The 16,461-nt window shown below is 44.3% G+C and carries 12 protein-coding genes; 5 read left to right on the top strand and 7 right to left on the bottom strand.

Features of this window, described 5'->3' with window-relative positions:
* The first annotated feature begins 212 nt into the window (after positions 1-212).
* Positions 213-863, top strand: coding sequence for a stringent starvation protein SspA (sspA, locus tag PSI14_RS02705; RefSeq protein ID WP_273574285.1), 651 nt, complete (start codon positions 213-215; stop codon positions 861-863).
* 3 nt (positions 864-866) lie between these two features.
* Entirely contained in the window at positions 867-1,364 is a 498-nt protein-coding gene (gene sspB / locus PSI14_RS02700) for a ClpXP protease specificity-enhancing factor (protein WP_273574284.1), read from the top strand.
* Positions 1,365-1,483: 119 nt separating this feature from the next.
* Here sspB and PSI14_RS02695 read toward each other — a convergent pair whose 3' ends face one another.
* The 3 genes from PSI14_RS02695 to gltB form a co-directional block, all read right to left on the bottom strand.
* A complete protein-coding gene (locus tag PSI14_RS02695; protein ID WP_273554536.1) occupies positions 1,484-1,993 on the bottom strand; it encodes a hypothetical protein in 510 nt (169 codons plus the stop codon).
* A 317-nt stretch (positions 1,994-2,310) separates the two neighbouring features.
* Complete coding sequence (locus PSI14_RS02690; RefSeq protein ID WP_273574283.1) at positions 2,311-3,729, bottom strand: glutamate synthase small subunit; 1,419 nt, start codon at positions 3,727-3,729, stop codon at positions 2,311-2,313.
* Positions 3,730-3,739: 10 nt separating this feature from the next.
* A complete protein-coding gene (gene gltB / locus PSI14_RS02685) occupies positions 3,740-8,197 on the bottom strand; it encodes a glutamate synthase large subunit (protein WP_273574282.1) in 4,458 nt (1,485 codons plus the stop codon).
* 680 nt (positions 8,198-8,877) lie between these two features.
* Here gltB and arcB point away from each other — a divergent pair.
* From arcB to mtgA, 3 genes are all read left to right on the top strand, one after another.
* On the top strand, positions 8,878-11,217 hold the full coding sequence (arcB, locus tag PSI14_RS02680; protein WP_273574281.1) for an aerobic respiration two-component sensor histidine kinase ArcB: 2,340 nt from the start codon (positions 8,878-8,880) through the stop codon (positions 11,215-11,217).
* Between the two features lie 236 nt (positions 11,218-11,453).
* A complete protein-coding gene (elbB, locus tag PSI14_RS02675) occupies positions 11,454-12,107 on the top strand; it encodes an isoprenoid biosynthesis glyoxalase ElbB (RefSeq protein WP_273574280.1) in 654 nt (217 codons plus the stop codon).
* A gap of 4 nt (positions 12,108-12,111) precedes the next feature.
* Positions 12,112-12,828 (top strand): monofunctional biosynthetic peptidoglycan transglycosylase, encoded by a 717-nt coding sequence (gene mtgA, locus PSI14_RS02670; protein ID WP_273574279.1) that lies wholly within the window; start codon positions 12,112-12,114, stop codon positions 12,826-12,828.
* A gap of 131 nt (positions 12,829-12,959) precedes the next feature.
* On the opposite strand, the gene dolP is transcribed toward mtgA, so the two are convergent.
* The 4 genes from dolP to PSI14_RS02650 all read right to left on the bottom strand — a co-directional run bounded on the left by dolP (position 12,960) and on the right by PSI14_RS02650 (position 16,436).
* Entirely contained in the window at positions 12,960-13,535 is a 576-nt protein-coding gene (gene dolP, locus PSI14_RS02665; protein ID WP_273574278.1) for a division/outer membrane stress-associated lipid-binding lipoprotein, read from the bottom strand.
* An 11-nt stretch (positions 13,536-13,546) separates the two neighbouring features.
* Positions 13,547-14,137 carry a DnaA initiator-associating protein DiaA gene (gene diaA, locus PSI14_RS02660; protein WP_273574277.1) on the bottom strand — a complete coding sequence of 197 codons (591 nt, stop codon included), beginning with the start codon at positions 14,135-14,137 and terminating at the stop codon, positions 13,547-13,549.
* Positions 14,138-14,188: 51 nt separating this feature from the next.
* Positions 14,189-14,572: a YraN family protein gene (locus PSI14_RS02655; protein WP_273574276.1), complete on the bottom strand. Its 384-nt coding sequence runs from the start codon at positions 14,570-14,572 to the stop codon at positions 14,189-14,191.
* A gap of 76 nt (positions 14,573-14,648) precedes the next feature.
* Positions 14,649-16,436, bottom strand: a complete 1,788-nt coding sequence (locus PSI14_RS02650) for a penicillin-binding protein activator (protein ID WP_273574275.1) — start codon at positions 16,434-16,436, stop codon at positions 14,649-14,651.
* Between the last annotated feature and the right edge of the window lie 25 nt (positions 16,437-16,461).

Here is a 16,461-nt window from a genome sequence, read left to right as displayed (position 1 = left end):
TTTTTTGCCTTATCCATGAATTTGCCCGATTTGGCAGAGGTTAAATGTCTTTCCAAGAAATTTCTCGTTACAGCCAGTAAAGCAGTTACTAGAAAAGTGAAGGGAATAGCCTCGGATAATAAGTGCGAAACAGGATGAGAATATGAGCGAGAATAGCCGCTGTTTATTGAAGGGCTGTTCGTTCCTTTTTTTAGATAAACTTGGAGGTTTTCATGGCTGTCGCTGCCAACAAACGTTCGGTAATGACTCTGTTTTCCGGCCCGACCGACATTTTTAGCCATCAAGTGCGAATTGTACTGGCGGAAAAGGGAGTCACTGTAGATATTGTACATGTTGATCCCCTTGAAGAAGATAATTTGCCTCAGGAGTTGATTGATTTTAGTCCTTATAAATCTGTTCCAACACTGATTGATCGTGATCTGACCTTGTATGATTCTCGCGCCATTATGGAATATCTGGATGAACGTTTCCCACATCCACCACTCATGCCTGTGTATCCAGTCTTACGTGGCACGTGCCGCATGGCGATGTATAGAATTGAAAAAGATTGGTATTCCCTGATGTACAAAATTCAGGAAGGAAATGCTCAGGAAGCTAATGTTGCACGTAAACAGCTTGCTGAGAAATTACTGAGTAAGGATTGTATATCACTTTTCAAGCCTTTCTTTGCGCATGAAGAGTTCAGTTTGGTGGATTGCTACTTGGCTCCGCTGCTGTGGCGTTTGCCTGCCTTAGGCGTTGAGTTGTCAGGTCCGGGCACAAAAGAGCTTCAAATCTATATGCAGCGTGTGTTTGAACGTGATGCATTCTTGGCCTCACTGACAGAAGCCGAACGTGAAATGCGTTTACAATCACGGAGTTAATTTATGGAGATGACTCAAATGTCTCCACGCCGCCCCTATTTATTGAGGGCACATTATGAGTGGCTATTGGATAATGACATGACCCCACATATTGTTGTGGATGTTAACGTTTATGGAGTTAGCGTCCCGATGGAATATGTGCAAAATGGGCAAATTATTTTGAATGTCTCGCCGAGAGCGGTTGGCAATTTAGAATTGACTAACGATGAAGTGAGATTCAATGCCCGTTTTGGTGGTGTTGCTCGTCAAGTTAATGTGCCGATGGCAGCTGTTATTGCGGTTTATGCCCGTGAAAATGGTGCGGGAATGATGTTTGAGCCAGAACTTGCCTATGATGAGGATACTGGATCAGAAGAAACAGTTGCACCAATAGCCGATAATTTGGTACTTATCCACGATAGCAGGCATGGTAACAAAGCTTCTCACGATGATGATTCGCCAGATGACGAACCGCCACCTCAACCGCCAAAAGGTCGTCCAACTTTGCGCGTTGTAAAATAATTGCTTAACGCTCATACCTTATAGATTTTAAGTTGCAGTCAGCAAGGCTGTAACTTGAAAGGTGAAGAGGCGTATTGGAAATACAAATAGAGGAGACATTGATCTCCTTTATTTTTAGTTTAGAAATAAGCGTTACGAGCTTTTTCAAATTCCCACATACAGATTTCGATATTATCTCGATTTTCCCCAGTATTCGATTTTTCTGCTGCGTTTAAGCTATTCATCATTTTTTTGGCAAACTCTTTCTTTTTATCCAGTTTATTGAGCGTATTAGGAATAGTGCAGATATCAGTGAATGAAAGCGTACGGTGTGCTTTTGCCAGTGCTAATACCTCTACAGGATTTTCAGTCAAAGCAACAGATAAAGCGTTAATGATTTTCTGAGGAAATTTTGGATGGGCATTAGGGTTGAGCTTAAAGGCAATTTGCAGCCATTGTGTATCACCAGTCGAAATACTATGGAGCATGTTGTCCTGTTCGTATTTTTCATTTATCTCCGCCACAACAGAATTTACACCTCTTTCTTGTAATTGCTGCATAATTTTGGCAGGCGTAGAGAATTTTGCAATTGATGGCAAGCTTGTCAAGGACATGCAAGAGAAGAAGAGTATCTGTGTGAGTAATCGCATGTATTTCTTCCTGTTATTATCGTTTTAATATCTTTTATTTCACGTCTATTTAACCAGTTACTTTGAGCAACTTTCTTTTCGAAAAAAATAAGCCTTATGGCTGTATTACGGTGTTGCACTATTGTTGTATTGTTATAATGAGTGGGAGATTAAATCGGTATATTTGACTTTAGAATATAAGAATAGTCGTATAAATCGAAAAAATACAACTAGTGTGGTAGTAAAAAGAAAATAAAAAACCGATGGGATTTTTATGTTTTTGAGATCTTCTCCGACTCAGGGATCGGAGAAGTCATTAGAAGGAAAAGAATTGGATATTACACTTCAAGATAATCGAGAATGCCGAAAGCGGCTTTTCGGCCTTCATCAATGGCTGTTACTACCAAATCAGAGCCACGCACGGCGTCTCCACCTGCGAATATTTTCGGATTACTGGTCTGGAAAGGCAGATTACTGGACTCAGGAGCTATAATGCGGCCTTTTTGATCGAGGTTGACTTGATGTTCATCTAGCCAGCTCATGGTATGGGGTTTGAAGCCAAACGCCATGAGCACGGCATCAGCTTCTATCAAGAATTCGGAACCTTGAATAATCTCAGCCTGACGACGGCCTTTTTCATCAATGGCACCCAGTTGTGTTTTCACAACTTTGACACCACAAACATGTCCTGCGTTGTTAATCTCAATGCTCATTGGTTGGAGGTTAAAGCGAAACTCTACACCTTCTTCTTTAGCATTTTTTACTTCACGACGGGAGCCGGGCATATTTTCTTCATCCCGCCGATAAGCACAGATAACACTGGTTGCACCTTGGCGAATCGAAGTACGGACACAGTCCATAGCAGTATCACCACCGCCCAGAACCAGAACACGTTTACCTTTCATATCAACATAAGGCTGTTCAGGGAGAGAAGGGTAGCCCATCAACTGACGGGTATTGGCGATTAAAAAAGGCAAAGCGTCATATACTCCGTCAGCGCTTTCGTTCACTAATCCTCCACGGATGGATTGATATGTTCCAACCCCAAGAAATACGGCATCAAATTCTGTCGTAAGTTCAGCCAGTGTGATGTCTTGGCCTATCTCTGTGTTCAGCCGGAATTCAATACCCATCCCGGAGAACATTTCACGGCGGCGAATCATCACCTCTTTTTCTAGTTTAAAAGCGGGGATACCGAATGTGAGCAAGCCACCAATTTCAGGATGGCGATCATAAACCACCACTTGTACACCGTTACGGCTCAGGACATCTGCACAAGCCAATCCCGCAGGGCCTGCTCCGATCACGGCTACACGTTTGCCTGTCGGGATGACATGCGACATATCCGGTTTCCAGCCCATCGCGATGGCCGTGTCATTAATGTAACGTTCAATATTACCGATGGTGACAGCACCGAAGTCATCATTTAGTGTACAAGCACCTTCACACAGGCGATCTTGCGGACAAACCCGCCCACAGACTTCTGGTAAGCTGTTGGTCTGGTGAGATAATTCTGCTGCTTCAATAATGCGCCCTTCATTGACGAGTTTCAGCCAATTCGGAATATAGTTGTGTACAGGGCACTTCCATTCGCAGTACGGATTACCGCAAGAGAGGCAGCGATCTGCTTGTGCCTGTGCCTGAATTTCAGAAAAGGGTTCATAAATTTCAATAAACTCTATTTTTCTGATTTTCAATGGTTTTTTAGGTGGATCGACACGCTGCAAGTCGATAAATTGATAAACATTCTGGCTCATAATTGACTCCTTACTGTGCCTGAACCCGCAATTCGGCAGCAGAACGACTGCGGTGCCCCAACAACGCACTGACATCACTGGATTTAGGCTTAACCAAAGCAAATTTATTGACCCATTGAGACCAATTTTCCAATATGCTTTCGCCGTGTTGAGAGTTTGTCAGACGAACGTGTTCGGTGATTAATCCCCGCAGATGTTCTTTGTGAATAGCCAAACTATCCATTGAGAGAACTTCCACCAGCTCTGGATTGACGCGTTTACGGAAATCATCAAATTCATCAAGCACGTAAGCGAATCCACCTGTCATGCCCGCCCCAAAATTGACACCAGTGCTGCCTAGAACACAGACTATCCCACCGGTCATATATTCACAGCCATTGTCGCCGATCCCCTCAATAACGGTGATGGCACCTGAATTACGTACTGCAAAGCGTTCACCGGCATGTCCGGCAGCAAAGAGTTTCCCGCCTGTTGCACCATACAGGCAGGTATTACCGATGATAGTGGCTTCGTTACTTTTAAATGCTGAACCAATAGGAGGAAGGATGGTAATACAGCCACCTGCCATACCCTTACCGACATAATCATTGGCATCGCCGATTAAAGTCAGTTCAACACCACCCGCATTCCAGACCCCAAAACTTTGTCCGGCTGTTCCACTGAAATGTAGTTTGATCGGATCGGCCGCCCGTCCCTGATCGCCATACCGGGCTGCAATTTCACCGGAGAGAGAGGCGCCAACAGAGCGATCTGTATTTTGGATATCAAAATAGAACGTCTTACTTTGTGAATTTTCCACATAAGGCATCGCTTGAGCGACGATTGATTTATTCAGTGTCCCCTGATCAAAAGGAGAATTATCTTCTGTGCAATGCAGTGCTTTGCCGACGTGAGGCTCTGCCGTTTCCAGCAATGGTTCAAGATTGAGTTTGCTCTGCTTAGCCGAAATTCCCTCAAGTATTTCCAACAAGTCTGTTCGACCAATCAAATCCGTAAGTTGTTTCACACCTAATTGCGCCATCAGTTCTCGTGTTTCCTGCGCAATAAAGCGGAAATAATTCATGACTCTTTCTGGCAGGCCGTGGTAATGAGATTGACGCAGTTTTTCATCTTGCGTAGCGACACCGGTGGCGCAGTTATTTAAGTGACAGATCCGCAAATATTTACAGCCGAGGGCAACCATTGGGCCAGTCCCGAAACCGAAACTTTCTGCACCTAAAATAGCCGCCTTGATGATATCCATACCCGTTTTCAATCCCCCATCAACCTGAAGGCGGATTTTATGGCGCAGCCCATTGGCAACCAGCGCTTGTTGGGTTTCCACCAGTCCCAATTCCCATGGGCAACCCGCATATTTGACAGAAGAGAGCGGACTTGCCCCCGTTCCACCGTCATAACCAGCAATGGTTATCAGGTCGGCATAAGCTTTAGCGACACCTGTGGCAATGGTTCCTACGCCGGGTTCTGAGACCAGTTTGACGGAGATCAGCGCTTTCGGATTCACCTGTTTAAGATCGAAAATCAATTGAGCCAGATCTTCAATTGAATAAATATCGTGATGCGGCGGTGGGGAAATCAGAGTAACTCCCGGCACGGAGTAGCGTAATTTGGCGATATAAGGCGTGACCTTATCTCCCGGCAATTGACCGCCTTCCCCCGGTTTTGCGCCTTGGGCGACTTTTATCTGGATCACATCGGCACTGGCTAAATATGCTGGTGTCACACCGAATCTGCCAGAGGCAACCTGCTTAATGCGGGAAACTTTGTTGGTGTGATAACGCGCAGGATCTTCTCCACCTTCTCCTGAGTTGGAAAACCCACCTAATGCATTCATCGCTTCTGCCAGCGCTTCATGGGCTTCAGGGCTGAGTGCGCCAATTGACATGGCTGCTGTATCAAAACGTTTGAATAAGGCTTCTGCGGATTCAACATCTTCAATGTTAATGGGATCGCCTTTAGGGGAGATGGCTAGCAGATCCCGCAATGTTGCGATGGGACGCCCATTAACCAGTTCAGAATATTTCAGGTAATCGCTGTAATTGCCACTATGGACTGCTGCCTGCAATGTGCTGACAACATCAGGGTTATAAGTGTGATATTCCCCATTATGGACATATTTCAGCAGCCCCCCTTGATCGATAGCGTGGCGATGTAACCATGCCCGTTTGGAAAGATTACGCAGATCTTGTTCAAAATCACTGAAATCTGCGCCTTCAATACGACTGGCGACACCATTGAAACAGATATTTGTCACATCAGAGTGAAGGCCGACAGCTTCGAACAATTTCGAGCAGCGATAAGAGGAAATGGTGGAGATACCCATTTTGGATATAATTTTATACAGCCCTTTATTAATGCCATTGCGATAATTAAGCATAACACGGGCGTATGGCGTATTGATTGTGCCGTCATCCACCATTTTTCCCAGTGACTCATAGGCCAGATAAGGGTAAACCGCAGTAGCACCAAAACCGATCAATACCGCAAAATGGTGTGGATCACGCGCACTGGCGGTTTCTACGATCAAATTGGTATCGCAGCGCAGGTTTTTCTCAACCAAGCAGTGCTGAATTGCACCGACTGCCATTGGTGCAGGAATTGGCACTCTTTCTGGTGAAATATTGCGGTCGGATAGTACCAGCATTACTGCCCCATTGCGGGCGAGTTCTTCCGCTCTTCCACATAAAGTTGAAATCGCGCTCTTCAGCGTGATCTCCTGTGGATTGAAGGTCAAATCCAACGTATCAGCGCGATAATAGGATTCCTGATGTGTCGTCAATTGCACAAAATCAGAGTAAAGCAGAACCGGAGATTCAAAGCACAGCCGATGAGCCTGTCCCTCCGCTTCGCAAAAGACATTCATTTCTCGTCCAATGCGGGTAGCCAGAGACATAACATGGGCTTCACGCAATGGATCAATAGGAGGATTGGTAACTTGAGCAAATTGCTGACGAAAATAGTCATAAATAATGCGCGGACGGCTGGAAAGTACGGCAAACGGCGTATCATCTCCCATTGAGCCAGTCGCTTCTTGAGCATTTTCACCGAGGATACGGATAATTTGATCCAATTCCTCATAACTGTAGGCAAACTGTTTGTGGTAAGTCGCCAACAGGCGATCATCCAAATCTCTCTGCCCGACCCGCTCTTCCGGTAACTCTTCGAATGGAGTCAATCTCTTGACGTTTTTCTCCAACCACTCTTTATAAGGGTGTCGGCTTTTCAAATCATTATCAGTTTCAGCAGAGTGAAGAATACGGCCCTCATAGGTATCAATGACCATTAATTCACCAGGCCCAACACGGCCCTTTTCGACGACTTCATCTGGTTGGTAATCCCAAATACCGATTTCAGAAGCACAAGTAATCAGCTTATCTTTGGTGATCACATAGCGGGCAGGGCGCAAGCCGTTGCGATCCAGATTACAGGCGGCATAACGCCCATCGGAAATAACGATGCCGGCTGGTCCATCCCAAGGTTCCATATGCATGGAATTGAAATCGAAGAATGCACGCAGGTCATCATCCATATCAGGGTTATTCTGCCATGCTGGTGGAACGAGCAAACGCATGGCGCGAATTAAATCCATACCGCCATTGAGAAACAGTTCCAGCATATTGTCCAATGAACTGGAATCGGAACCGGTTTCATTAACAAAAGGCGCGGCAGTATGTAAATCAGGGATAAGTGGTGTGTGAAACTTATAGGCCCGTGCCTTAGCCCATTCACGGTTTCCCGTAATGGTGTTGATTTCCCCATTGTGAGCCAGATAGCGAAATGGTTGTGCCAGCGGCCAGCGGGGAACCGTATTGGTTGAAAAGCGCTGATGGAATAAACAGATAGAAGATTCCATACGCAAGTCGGCCAAATCGGGGTAGAAACGGGGTAGATCCGCAGCCATGCACAGTCCTTTATAAATCGTGACCAGATTAGACAGGCTGCAAATATAAAAATCGTTGTCGGTAATGCGTTTCTCTATGCGGCGACGGGAAACGAACAGGCGGCGTTCCAGATCTTGCGCACGCCATCCGGCAGGTGCGTTGATGAAAACTTGCTCAATGCGGGGGAGGCTTGATAGGGCAATATCACCTAAAATATCGCGATTGATAGGAACTTCCCGCCAACCCACAATGGATAGGGTTTCGTGTTGCAATTCCTGTTCGATAATGTCACGGCATGATTGGGCTATTTTTGCATCCTGACTCAGGAACAACATGCCGACAGCATAGTTTTTAGCGAGCCGCCATGATTGCTCGCTGGCGATCATTTGAAAGAAACGGTCTGGTTTTTGCATTAACAAACCACAGCCGTCACCCGTTTTTCCATCCGCCAGAATAGCGCCCCTGTGCTGCATACGAGCCAGTGCATGTATGGCTGTGCGCACTACTTTGTGACTCGGCTCTCCTTCAATATGTGCGATTAATCCAAAACCACAGTTATCTTTTTCCTGCAATTTATTATACAACATTGTAAAACTCCCCAAGTTCCGTCCGACTCTTTCTGTCTGACTCTCACATCACTCGCGAGATGGTATAGATATATTTATTTCTACAGGCGTCTAATTCGCGCCCTCAGCTAAACGCCACTTGTTTTATTGATATCCACAAGCGGTAAATCAAAATGATGTTATGTCATATGTCACTGCATAAATATGAGTTGGATGATTATCCGACAGGTGATTTTCAGTGAATTCCCAACTTAACGGTAAAAATAGAGTAGGTCAAATAGTGTTAAATTGCGTTTTTTGTAGAAGGATTTTATTTATTTCGTTGATTTTAATAAATAAATGTCGAGTTTTTGTCTTTTGTGACCAAGATCACCCTCTTAAGTGGTGTGATTTATATCACTAAAATTACCACATTATCTATTTTATATATGCTTTGAAATGCAAAATATTTAACATTTTATACCAATAATTTATTTTAAGTTGGATTTATTTTGTGTATTTCTCTCTTTTCAAGAGAATGTGATTGATTGTTTTTTAATCACAAAAAAGATGGTTGAAACCCATTTGCATAGTTATTCTGTTTTTTGAATATTTTATTCTTCATGGGGTTTAAGGATGATATCACTCAACGAAGTTGGGGCTTTTTTACGTTATGATTCAATTTGGTGATTTTACCGGGAATAATTTTACTTGGAGCGGTTATGAAGCTGATTCGAGGGCTTGCCCAATATTATGTAGATTTGATGATGAAGCTGGGGCTGGTGCGTTTTTCTATGTTGCTTGCATCAGCTTTGGTTATCCTTGCTATAGCTATGCAGATGGCAGTCACAGCCGTACTGACTGGAAAAGTGGAGAGTATTGACTTAATCCGCTCCATCTTTTTTGGTTTGTTGATCACGCCTTGGGCGGTTTATTTCCTCTCCATCGTAGTTGAGCAACTTGAAGAATCCCGCCAGCGTTTATCTGGCTTGGTCGAAAAACTTGAAGAAATGCGTCAGCGCGATGCGGCATTAAATCTGCAACTCAAAGAAAATATTACCCAATTGAATCAAGAGATCGGCGATAGGGAAAAGGCGGAAAAAACGCATTTGGTTTTATTGGATAAACTTAAACTGGAAATGGAGCACCGAGAAAAAACCCAGATTGAACTTGAGCAACAATCAATACTATTGCGTTCATTTCTGGATGCCTCCCCAGATTTAGTTTATTACCGTAATGAAGAAAATGAGTTTTCCGGCTGTAATAGGGCGATGGAATTACTGACTGGCAAAAGCGAAAAAAATCTTATAGGTCTGACGCCGACGGAAGTTTACGATAAAGAAATTGCCAGCAAAGTGATGGAAACTGATGAAAAAGTATTTCGCCACAATGTCTCCCTGACTTATGAGCAATGGTTAGTTTATCCCGATGGACGCAAGGCCTGCTTTGAGCTAAGGAAAGTCCCTTTTTATGATCGCGTTGGCAAGCGACATGGGCTAATGGGGTTTGGACGCGATATAACGGAGCGTAAGCGCTATCAGGACGCATTGGAGAATGCCAGTAGGGATAAAACGACTTTTATCTCTACGATTAGCCATGAGCTTCGTACGCCTTTAAATGGCATTGTGGGCTTGAGCCGAATCTTGATGGATACCGACTTAACGCCAGAGCAATGCAAATATCTGGAAACGATTCATGTCAGCGCCGTTACTTTGGGGAATATTTTCAATGATATCATCGAATTAGATAAAATTGAGCGCCGCAAGGTTCAGCTTGATAACCAACCGGTTGATTTCACGGGTTTCATGACAGATTTGGAGAACATTTCAGGTTTATTGGCGCAGCCGAAAGGAATTAAATTTGTACTGGAACCAGAGCAGCCACTACCAGCAAAAGTACTGACCGATGGAACCCGCTTGCGACAAATCTTGTGGAACCTGATCAGCAATGCCGTCAAATTTACGCTTCAAGGCGAAATCAGGGTTCGTATCTGGCGTGAAGAAGGAAAGCGCTTATTTTTTGAAGTAACGGACTCCGGTATTGGCATTCCTTCTGATGAGCTGGAAAAAATCTTCGCAATGTATTATCAGGTCAAAGACAGTGCCGGTGGGCGCCCTGCGACAGGTACGGGCATTGGCCTTGCGGTTTCGAAGCGACTTGCTCAAGGCATGGGGGGAGACATCGTTGTGAAAAGTACGTTAGGCAAAGGATCTTGCTTTACTTTGTCTGTTGTTGCTCCAGCCATTGGTGAATATCCAGAAGGAAAGGCTGAACAAGATACTGTTCCACTGCCAGCACTTAACATTTTGTTGGTGGAAGATATTGAATTGAATGTCATTGTGGCCCGTTCTGTACTGGAGAAACTGGGTAACAGTGTGGATGTTGCCATGAATGGCCATGATGCATTGGCAATGTTTGATCCTGATGAATATGACTTAGTGCTACTGGATATCCAATTGCCGGATATGACCGGACTCGATATCGCCCGTCAATTGCACCAGCGTTACTCCTCTCAATCCTTGCCTCCTTTGATCGCTCTGACGGCTAATGTATTGAAGGATAAAAAAGAATACCTTGATGCAGGCATGGATGATGTGCTCAATAAACCACTATCCGTCAAGGAATTGACTGCTGTAATAGAAAGATATTGGGGTAAGACATCTGAAACTGAAAGTATCTTACCGGAAGTTGTTATTGTGAATCAGGATGAAGAGCGGCTAGATATAGAGATGCTCAACCAATACATCGAATTGGTTGGACCCAAAATGATTATAGATAACCTGTCTATTTTTGAAACCATGATGCCAAGTTACATCTCTTTGCTGGACTCCAACATGACTGCCAGAGATCAAAAAGGCATCACGGAAGAGGCGCATAAGATTAAGGGGGCGGCTGGTTCAGTAGGGTTACGCCACTTGCAGCAATTGGCTCAGCAGATTCAGTCACCAGATTTGCCTGCGTGGTGGGATAATGTTCAAGAGTGGGTGGATGAGTTAAAGTTGGAATGGAAGCAGGATATAGAAACATTGAGAAACTGGTTATCAAGCGCTACAAAAAAATAACCCCAACCGAAGTTGGGGTGCGCTAATACTGCGCCAACACCAGGGAAACTTGTTTACCCGCTTATCTAAGATTTATTTTCGATGCGAGTAATTAAAGAATTCTTCCGCACAGAACACAAGTACCAACATAGCAAAGATAAGATTTTTTGTTACAAGATTCATTAAAATCTGTGATGAAGATTGGTGTTTAACCCTCTAAGGGGTTAAGCATTAATCTACTACAAATGGAGAGAAATATGAAATCTGTTGCCGTTATATTAAGTGGATGTGGAGTGTACGATGGAAGTGAGATTCACGAATCAGTCCTGACTATGCTCTCTTTAAGCCGTCTTGGCGCTGAAGTGTCTTTTTTTTCGCCTGATGAGGCACAACATGATGTTATTAATCATCTTAGTGGAGAAGAGAAAAAAGAAAGCCGCCACATAATGGAAGAATCCGCCCGTATAACACGTGGAAATATACAGCCTTTATCCAAAGTTAATATTGATGAGTTGGATGCACTGATTATTCCTGGGGGTTTTGGGGTAGCCAAGAATTTATGTAATTTCGCATCCAAAGGGTCAGATTGCGAAATAAATAAAGAGTTATTAAGTGTGGTGCAAAATATGCACAAAAAGGGTAAGCCGATGGGGTTTATGTGCATTTCTCCTGTTATGGTGCCTAAAATATTAGGCAAACCGATAAAAGTAACCATCGGCAATGATCCAGAAACTGCGGCTGAAATAGAGAAGATGGGAGGCATACATGTTGAGTGCCCCGTTGATGGCGTTGTCATTGATTTTGAAAACAAAATTGTAACAACACCCGCTTATATGCTTGCAGAATCTTTGTCTCAGGCAGAAAAAGGAATTGATAAATTGGTTAGAGAAATATTGGGAATGATTGAGTAACCGGATGAGAAATCCTTTTTCAATATTATGGCGCTGGCTGAAAAGAATTGTCGTGTCGATCACAGTTCTGTGGTTTGTTGCTGTAATCGCTTTTTCATTTCTGCCGGTGCCGTTTTCTATGGTGATGATAGAGAGACAAATAGGCGCCTTAATGTTGATTAATTTATCTTATGTTTCTCATTCCTCATGGGTAGATCAGAATCAAATTTCACCTTATATAGCATTAGCCGTCATTGCAGCCGAAGATCAAAAATTTCCAAAACATTGGGGATTTGATTTTGATGCTATCGAATCTGCTATAGCGCATAACAAAAAATATCAGAAGCGAATTCGGGGAGCATCGACAATTTCTCAGCAAACAACCAAAAATTTATTTTTATGGGAAGGGCGGAGTTGGGTCAGAAAGGGATTGGAAACGGGAATGACGGCTGTACTGGAATTGTTGTGGTCAAAGAAACGTATTTTGACGGTCTATCTTAATATCGCTGAATTTGGCAGTGGCATTTTTGGTGTTGAAGAAGCGGCCCAGCGTTACTTTGGCAAACCTGCCCGTCGATTGACAATTTCTGAGTCTGCATTGCTCGCTGCTGTACTGCCAAACCCCCATCGCTATAAGGTGGATGCTCCCTCCAAATATGTATTGCAGCGTCAGCAATGGATTTTGCGGCAAATGCAATTAATGGGGGGAGAGAATTACCTAAAGCAAAATGACCTGAGATAGGAGATGAATACGGGAGTTAGGCCATCGGAGCTGATGGTAGCAAAAGCTGATGGCAGCAAATAACAAAGCGGCACCAATTGGTGCCGCTTTAATGTTTGTTAGCTGAGCTATCGCTTTTGGCTGAGATTTTTTCAGTTGAGATAAGTAAATGCGGTTGTCACACGTCTTACGCCATTGGTTTCGCTGGCGATTTTCGCAGCGTCACTTCCTTCTTGTCGAGTGACGATGCCAAACAAAAAGACTTCGCTATCTTCTGTCACCACTTTGATGCTGGATGACCTCACTGCATCACTGGCTAAAATTTTTGAGCGCACTTTGGTTGTCAACCAAGCATCGGAGGAAACTGTGCCCAATGAAATGGGATTACCCTGACGGATTTCGTTATATACCGCCTTGGTGCCTTCAACTTTCGACGCAATCTGTTTTGCCTGCTCAGCCAGAGCCATATTTGGGCTTTGGCCTGTTAAAAGAACCTTATTTTGATACACAGTGGCTACCACGCGGGCTTGTGCCTTAATTTGTGGATCTTTGCTGATAGCTGTGCTGACACGGGCTTCTAACGTAGTATCGTCAACTTGTTGACCAATTGTTCGCGGATCTGAACCGGCTTTTGTGGCAAACGCGGCAGAACCTACGACGGCAGCGCCAATACATCCTTGTAATAGCATTGCACTGAAACATATCAATAATAGAGAAAATAACCGCATGGGCTGGCTCCTTATTCATCCTGATGAGGGAATAATGTATTGTCGATTAAGTCGCACAGACAGTTAATTGTCAACATATGGACTTCTTGGATCCGGACGCTATGGTGTGAGGGAATGCGTATTTCAACATCCTGAGGGCCTAATAAGCCCGCTAATTCACCACCATCGTAGCCTGTCAGCGCGACAATCGTCATATCACGTGTAACAGCAGCTTCTACCGCTTTGATGATATCCCGACTGTTTCCATGTGTGGAAATAGCAAGCAGAACGTCCCCTGTATGCCCCAGTGCTCTGACTTGTTTGGCGTAGATTTCGTCAGGCTGTTTACTGTTGGCGATGGCGGTGATCACCACATTATCTGTATTCAGTGACAGGGCAGGCAAACTTGGCCGATCCGTTTCGAAGCGATTAATCATGCTGGCGGCAAAACGCTGTGCGGTTGCGGCAGATCCACCATTACCACAGCAAAGGATTTTATTGCCGCTCAGCAGTGATTGAACCATCATTATTGCGGCGCGTGAGATTGCGTCGGGTAATGCTTCTGCTGCTGCGATCTGAGTTTGAATACTTTCTGTAAAGCAGACTTTAATTCTATCCAGCACGTTATGACCTATGTATTTAGAATATATTTATTTAGCGAGAAAATTGAGAACCTACTGAAATAGGCTCTCATTCAGGGTGAAGGCATTTTTCAGCCATTCAAATTTTTGTCCTGTTATTGCACAAACATCGAAACGGCATGGTGCAGTTTCCAGACATTCATTCCGTCGGGACAGCCAGACTGCCGCTGTATACAAAAGCTTTCTGCGCTTACTTTGGGTAATTGTAGCAATGGCACCACCATATTGTGCATTCTGACGAAAACGGACTTCAACGAATATCCATGTATATTTATCACGCATAATCAGATCGATTTCCCCACCACGAATTTTCACATTCTCAGCAACGAAGACAAGCCCTTGTTTTTGCAAGAACAGTTTAGCTTGCTGTTCATAATGGCGCCCTAGCGCATAGTGATTGCTTGTTGGTTTTTTCATCCTGAAATGACCACGATTCCTTTCATAGTTCAAACGGTAGCTTTTTAAAACAGTAGCTTTTTAAAACAGTAGCTCTTTAAAGTTTTTCAGTGTTATTGACACTGTCTGAGCGATCTTCAATAACGATGCGACCACTATTGAATCGCATCCATGGTAACTGACGCAAAATGGTGCAGTTATCCGTTACGGAAAGTTCGCCCGATGCACCATTCAGGCGGAATCCCATCTCTTGCCGCATTTGCGCAAATTGATTAGCCAGTGACCATGCATCGATTCCCATTGCATAGATGCGCATCAGAGAATAATCATTGGCGAATTTTTTGGCAGCTTGCTGCATTAATGGCACGTTTGCACCTGTCAGCAATGGAATATCACTAAATTGCATACCATCCATCTCCAGGCGGAAATCTGGGCCTGAGCCTGATGTATTGCTGCGTGAGCTGGCATAGAGAGCCGGTTTTTTACGGGAACTGATTGCCATATCGATCATTGGCTTGATGGTGGTCAATTCATTCGCTGTCGCGACAATGTAAACAGCATCCACAGGGGGAGTCGCTGAGCTTGTGGGGATAACTGGCGTACCAGACAAGCGAATGCCAATACCACGGTTCATGGACTGCCTCATTTCGCTCGGTGTTCCAAAAGCTTGTTGCAATACCATCTGACCACCCAATTTTTGCCACTCTTCCGCAAAGGCTTTTACAATTCGTGTACCCAACTCAGTGCGAGGTATCAACACCAGAGGACTGCGCTTTTGTTGTTGCCAAATATGCATCGCGGCATTTTTCGCCTCATCTTCAGGAGAGAGTGAGAAATAACAGATATTTGGCTGCGTTTGGGGTACATCGAGTTCGTTGAGTGCCAGAATATTCAATGGAGTCTCAATCTGCGCCAATTGCTCCACATTAATTTTCAGCAATGGTCCAACAACCAGAGTCACACCATCTTGCTCAGCCTGTGCCAGCAGAGCAGTGAGTGGCTGGCTGTTGGTGTCATAGACTTTTACAGCCTGATTGTTGATAGGAGCATCATTAATCGTAGAAGCCACTGTTGGTAGAGAATCCGCCGTTGAGACGATATCTGTGGCCGCACCCATTTCCGATACGGGTTCAATCGCAGCAACGCTGGCATTTTCAGGATTGGCTGATTCAGCGTTAGATGGCGTGGTGTTGGTTGCTCCATGTGAATCAACGGCATCCGTTGGCAATTCTGGTTTTGGTAATGTAGGTTTTGATGAAGATAACTTTGGCAATCCTTTTTGTGCATCAAGGAAACCTTGGCGAATAGCTTCACCAAACACTTTTGTCGGACCGCTCAAAGGCAGAAATAATCCAATTGTGGTATGGCTGGTTTTGGCCTCTTGCAGACTTTGTTGCAGGGGCGAGGGTAAACTATGTGCAGCAGGATTGTTTGAATAACGGATTTGCCAATCGTGGATAGCTGAACGCAGTTTCTCCAGATCCTGTTTATTGGTCTGATAAGTATTGAGTAAATCAAGCCAACCTTGCAATGTATATTCATTGGCATTAATCACCAATTCACTCATTTGCTGGGGTGAAAGATGCGTCAGTAATTGCCATGTCTCATCAAGATTTTTCTGGTGGGCAGCGTCATCTGTAGCTTGGTTTTTTGTTAAATAGGACTCCAACGCGATGTAAGCACGGATAACATCCAGCGATGGTTGATTGTGTGCTGCATCAATAATGGCTTGATAGCGGTTAATCTCTGCGCTGATGTTGTCCTGAGGCTTAGAAGTTGGTTGCCCTTGCTGTGCGGGCGTGGTACACCCTGCAATAATCATAGTCGACAGCAGCGCTGTATAGACTAAACCAGTTTTAAAACGCACAAAAATTGAGGGAAGCATACTGTATCCAGTGATGTTTTTTTTC

This window comes from Xenorhabdus anantnagensis, assembly GCF_028598555.1.
GTDB lineage: Bacteria > Pseudomonadota > Gammaproteobacteria > Enterobacterales > Enterobacteriaceae > Xenorhabdus > Xenorhabdus anantnagensis.
Note: the sequence above shows the minus strand (reverse complement) of the source record. Positions and strands in the feature narration are given on the sequence as shown.

Coding starts and splice junctions, on each gene's coding strand:
- sspA (WP_273574285.1), top strand. CDS start 213: ATGGCTGTCGCTGCCAACAAACGTTCGGTAATGACTCTGTTTTCCGGC.
- mtgA (WP_273574279.1), top strand. CDS start 12,112: ATGAGAAATCCTTTTTCAATATTATGGCGCTGGCTGAAAAGAATTGTC.
- sspB (WP_273574284.1), top strand. CDS start 867: ATGGAGATGACTCAAATGTCTCCACGCCGCCCCTATTTATTGAGGGCA.
- gltB (WP_273574282.1), bottom strand. CDS start 8,197: ATGTTGTATAATAAATTGCAGGAAAAAGATAACTGTGGTTTTGGATTA.
- elbB (WP_273574280.1), top strand. CDS start 11,454: ATGAAATCTGTTGCCGTTATATTAAGTGGATGTGGAGTGTACGATGGA.
- PSI14_RS02655 (WP_273574276.1), bottom strand. CDS start 14,572: ATGAAAAAACCAACAAGCAATCACTATGCGCTAGGGCGCCATTATGAA.
- PSI14_RS02690 (WP_273574283.1), bottom strand. CDS start 3,729: ATGAGCCAGAATGTTTATCAATTTATCGACTTGCAGCGTGTCGATCCA.
- PSI14_RS02650 (WP_273574275.1), bottom strand. CDS start 16,436: ATGCTTCCCTCAATTTTTGTGCGTTTTAAAACTGGTTTAGTCTATACA.
- dolP (WP_273574278.1), bottom strand. CDS start 13,535: ATGCGGTTATTTTCTCTATTATTGATATGTTTCAGTGCAATGCTATTA.
- arcB (WP_273574281.1), top strand. CDS start 8,878: ATGAAGCTGATTCGAGGGCTTGCCCAATATTATGTAGATTTGATGATG.
- PSI14_RS02695 (WP_273554536.1), bottom strand. CDS start 1,993: ATGCGATTACTCACACAGATACTCTTCTTCTCTTGCATGTCCTTGACA.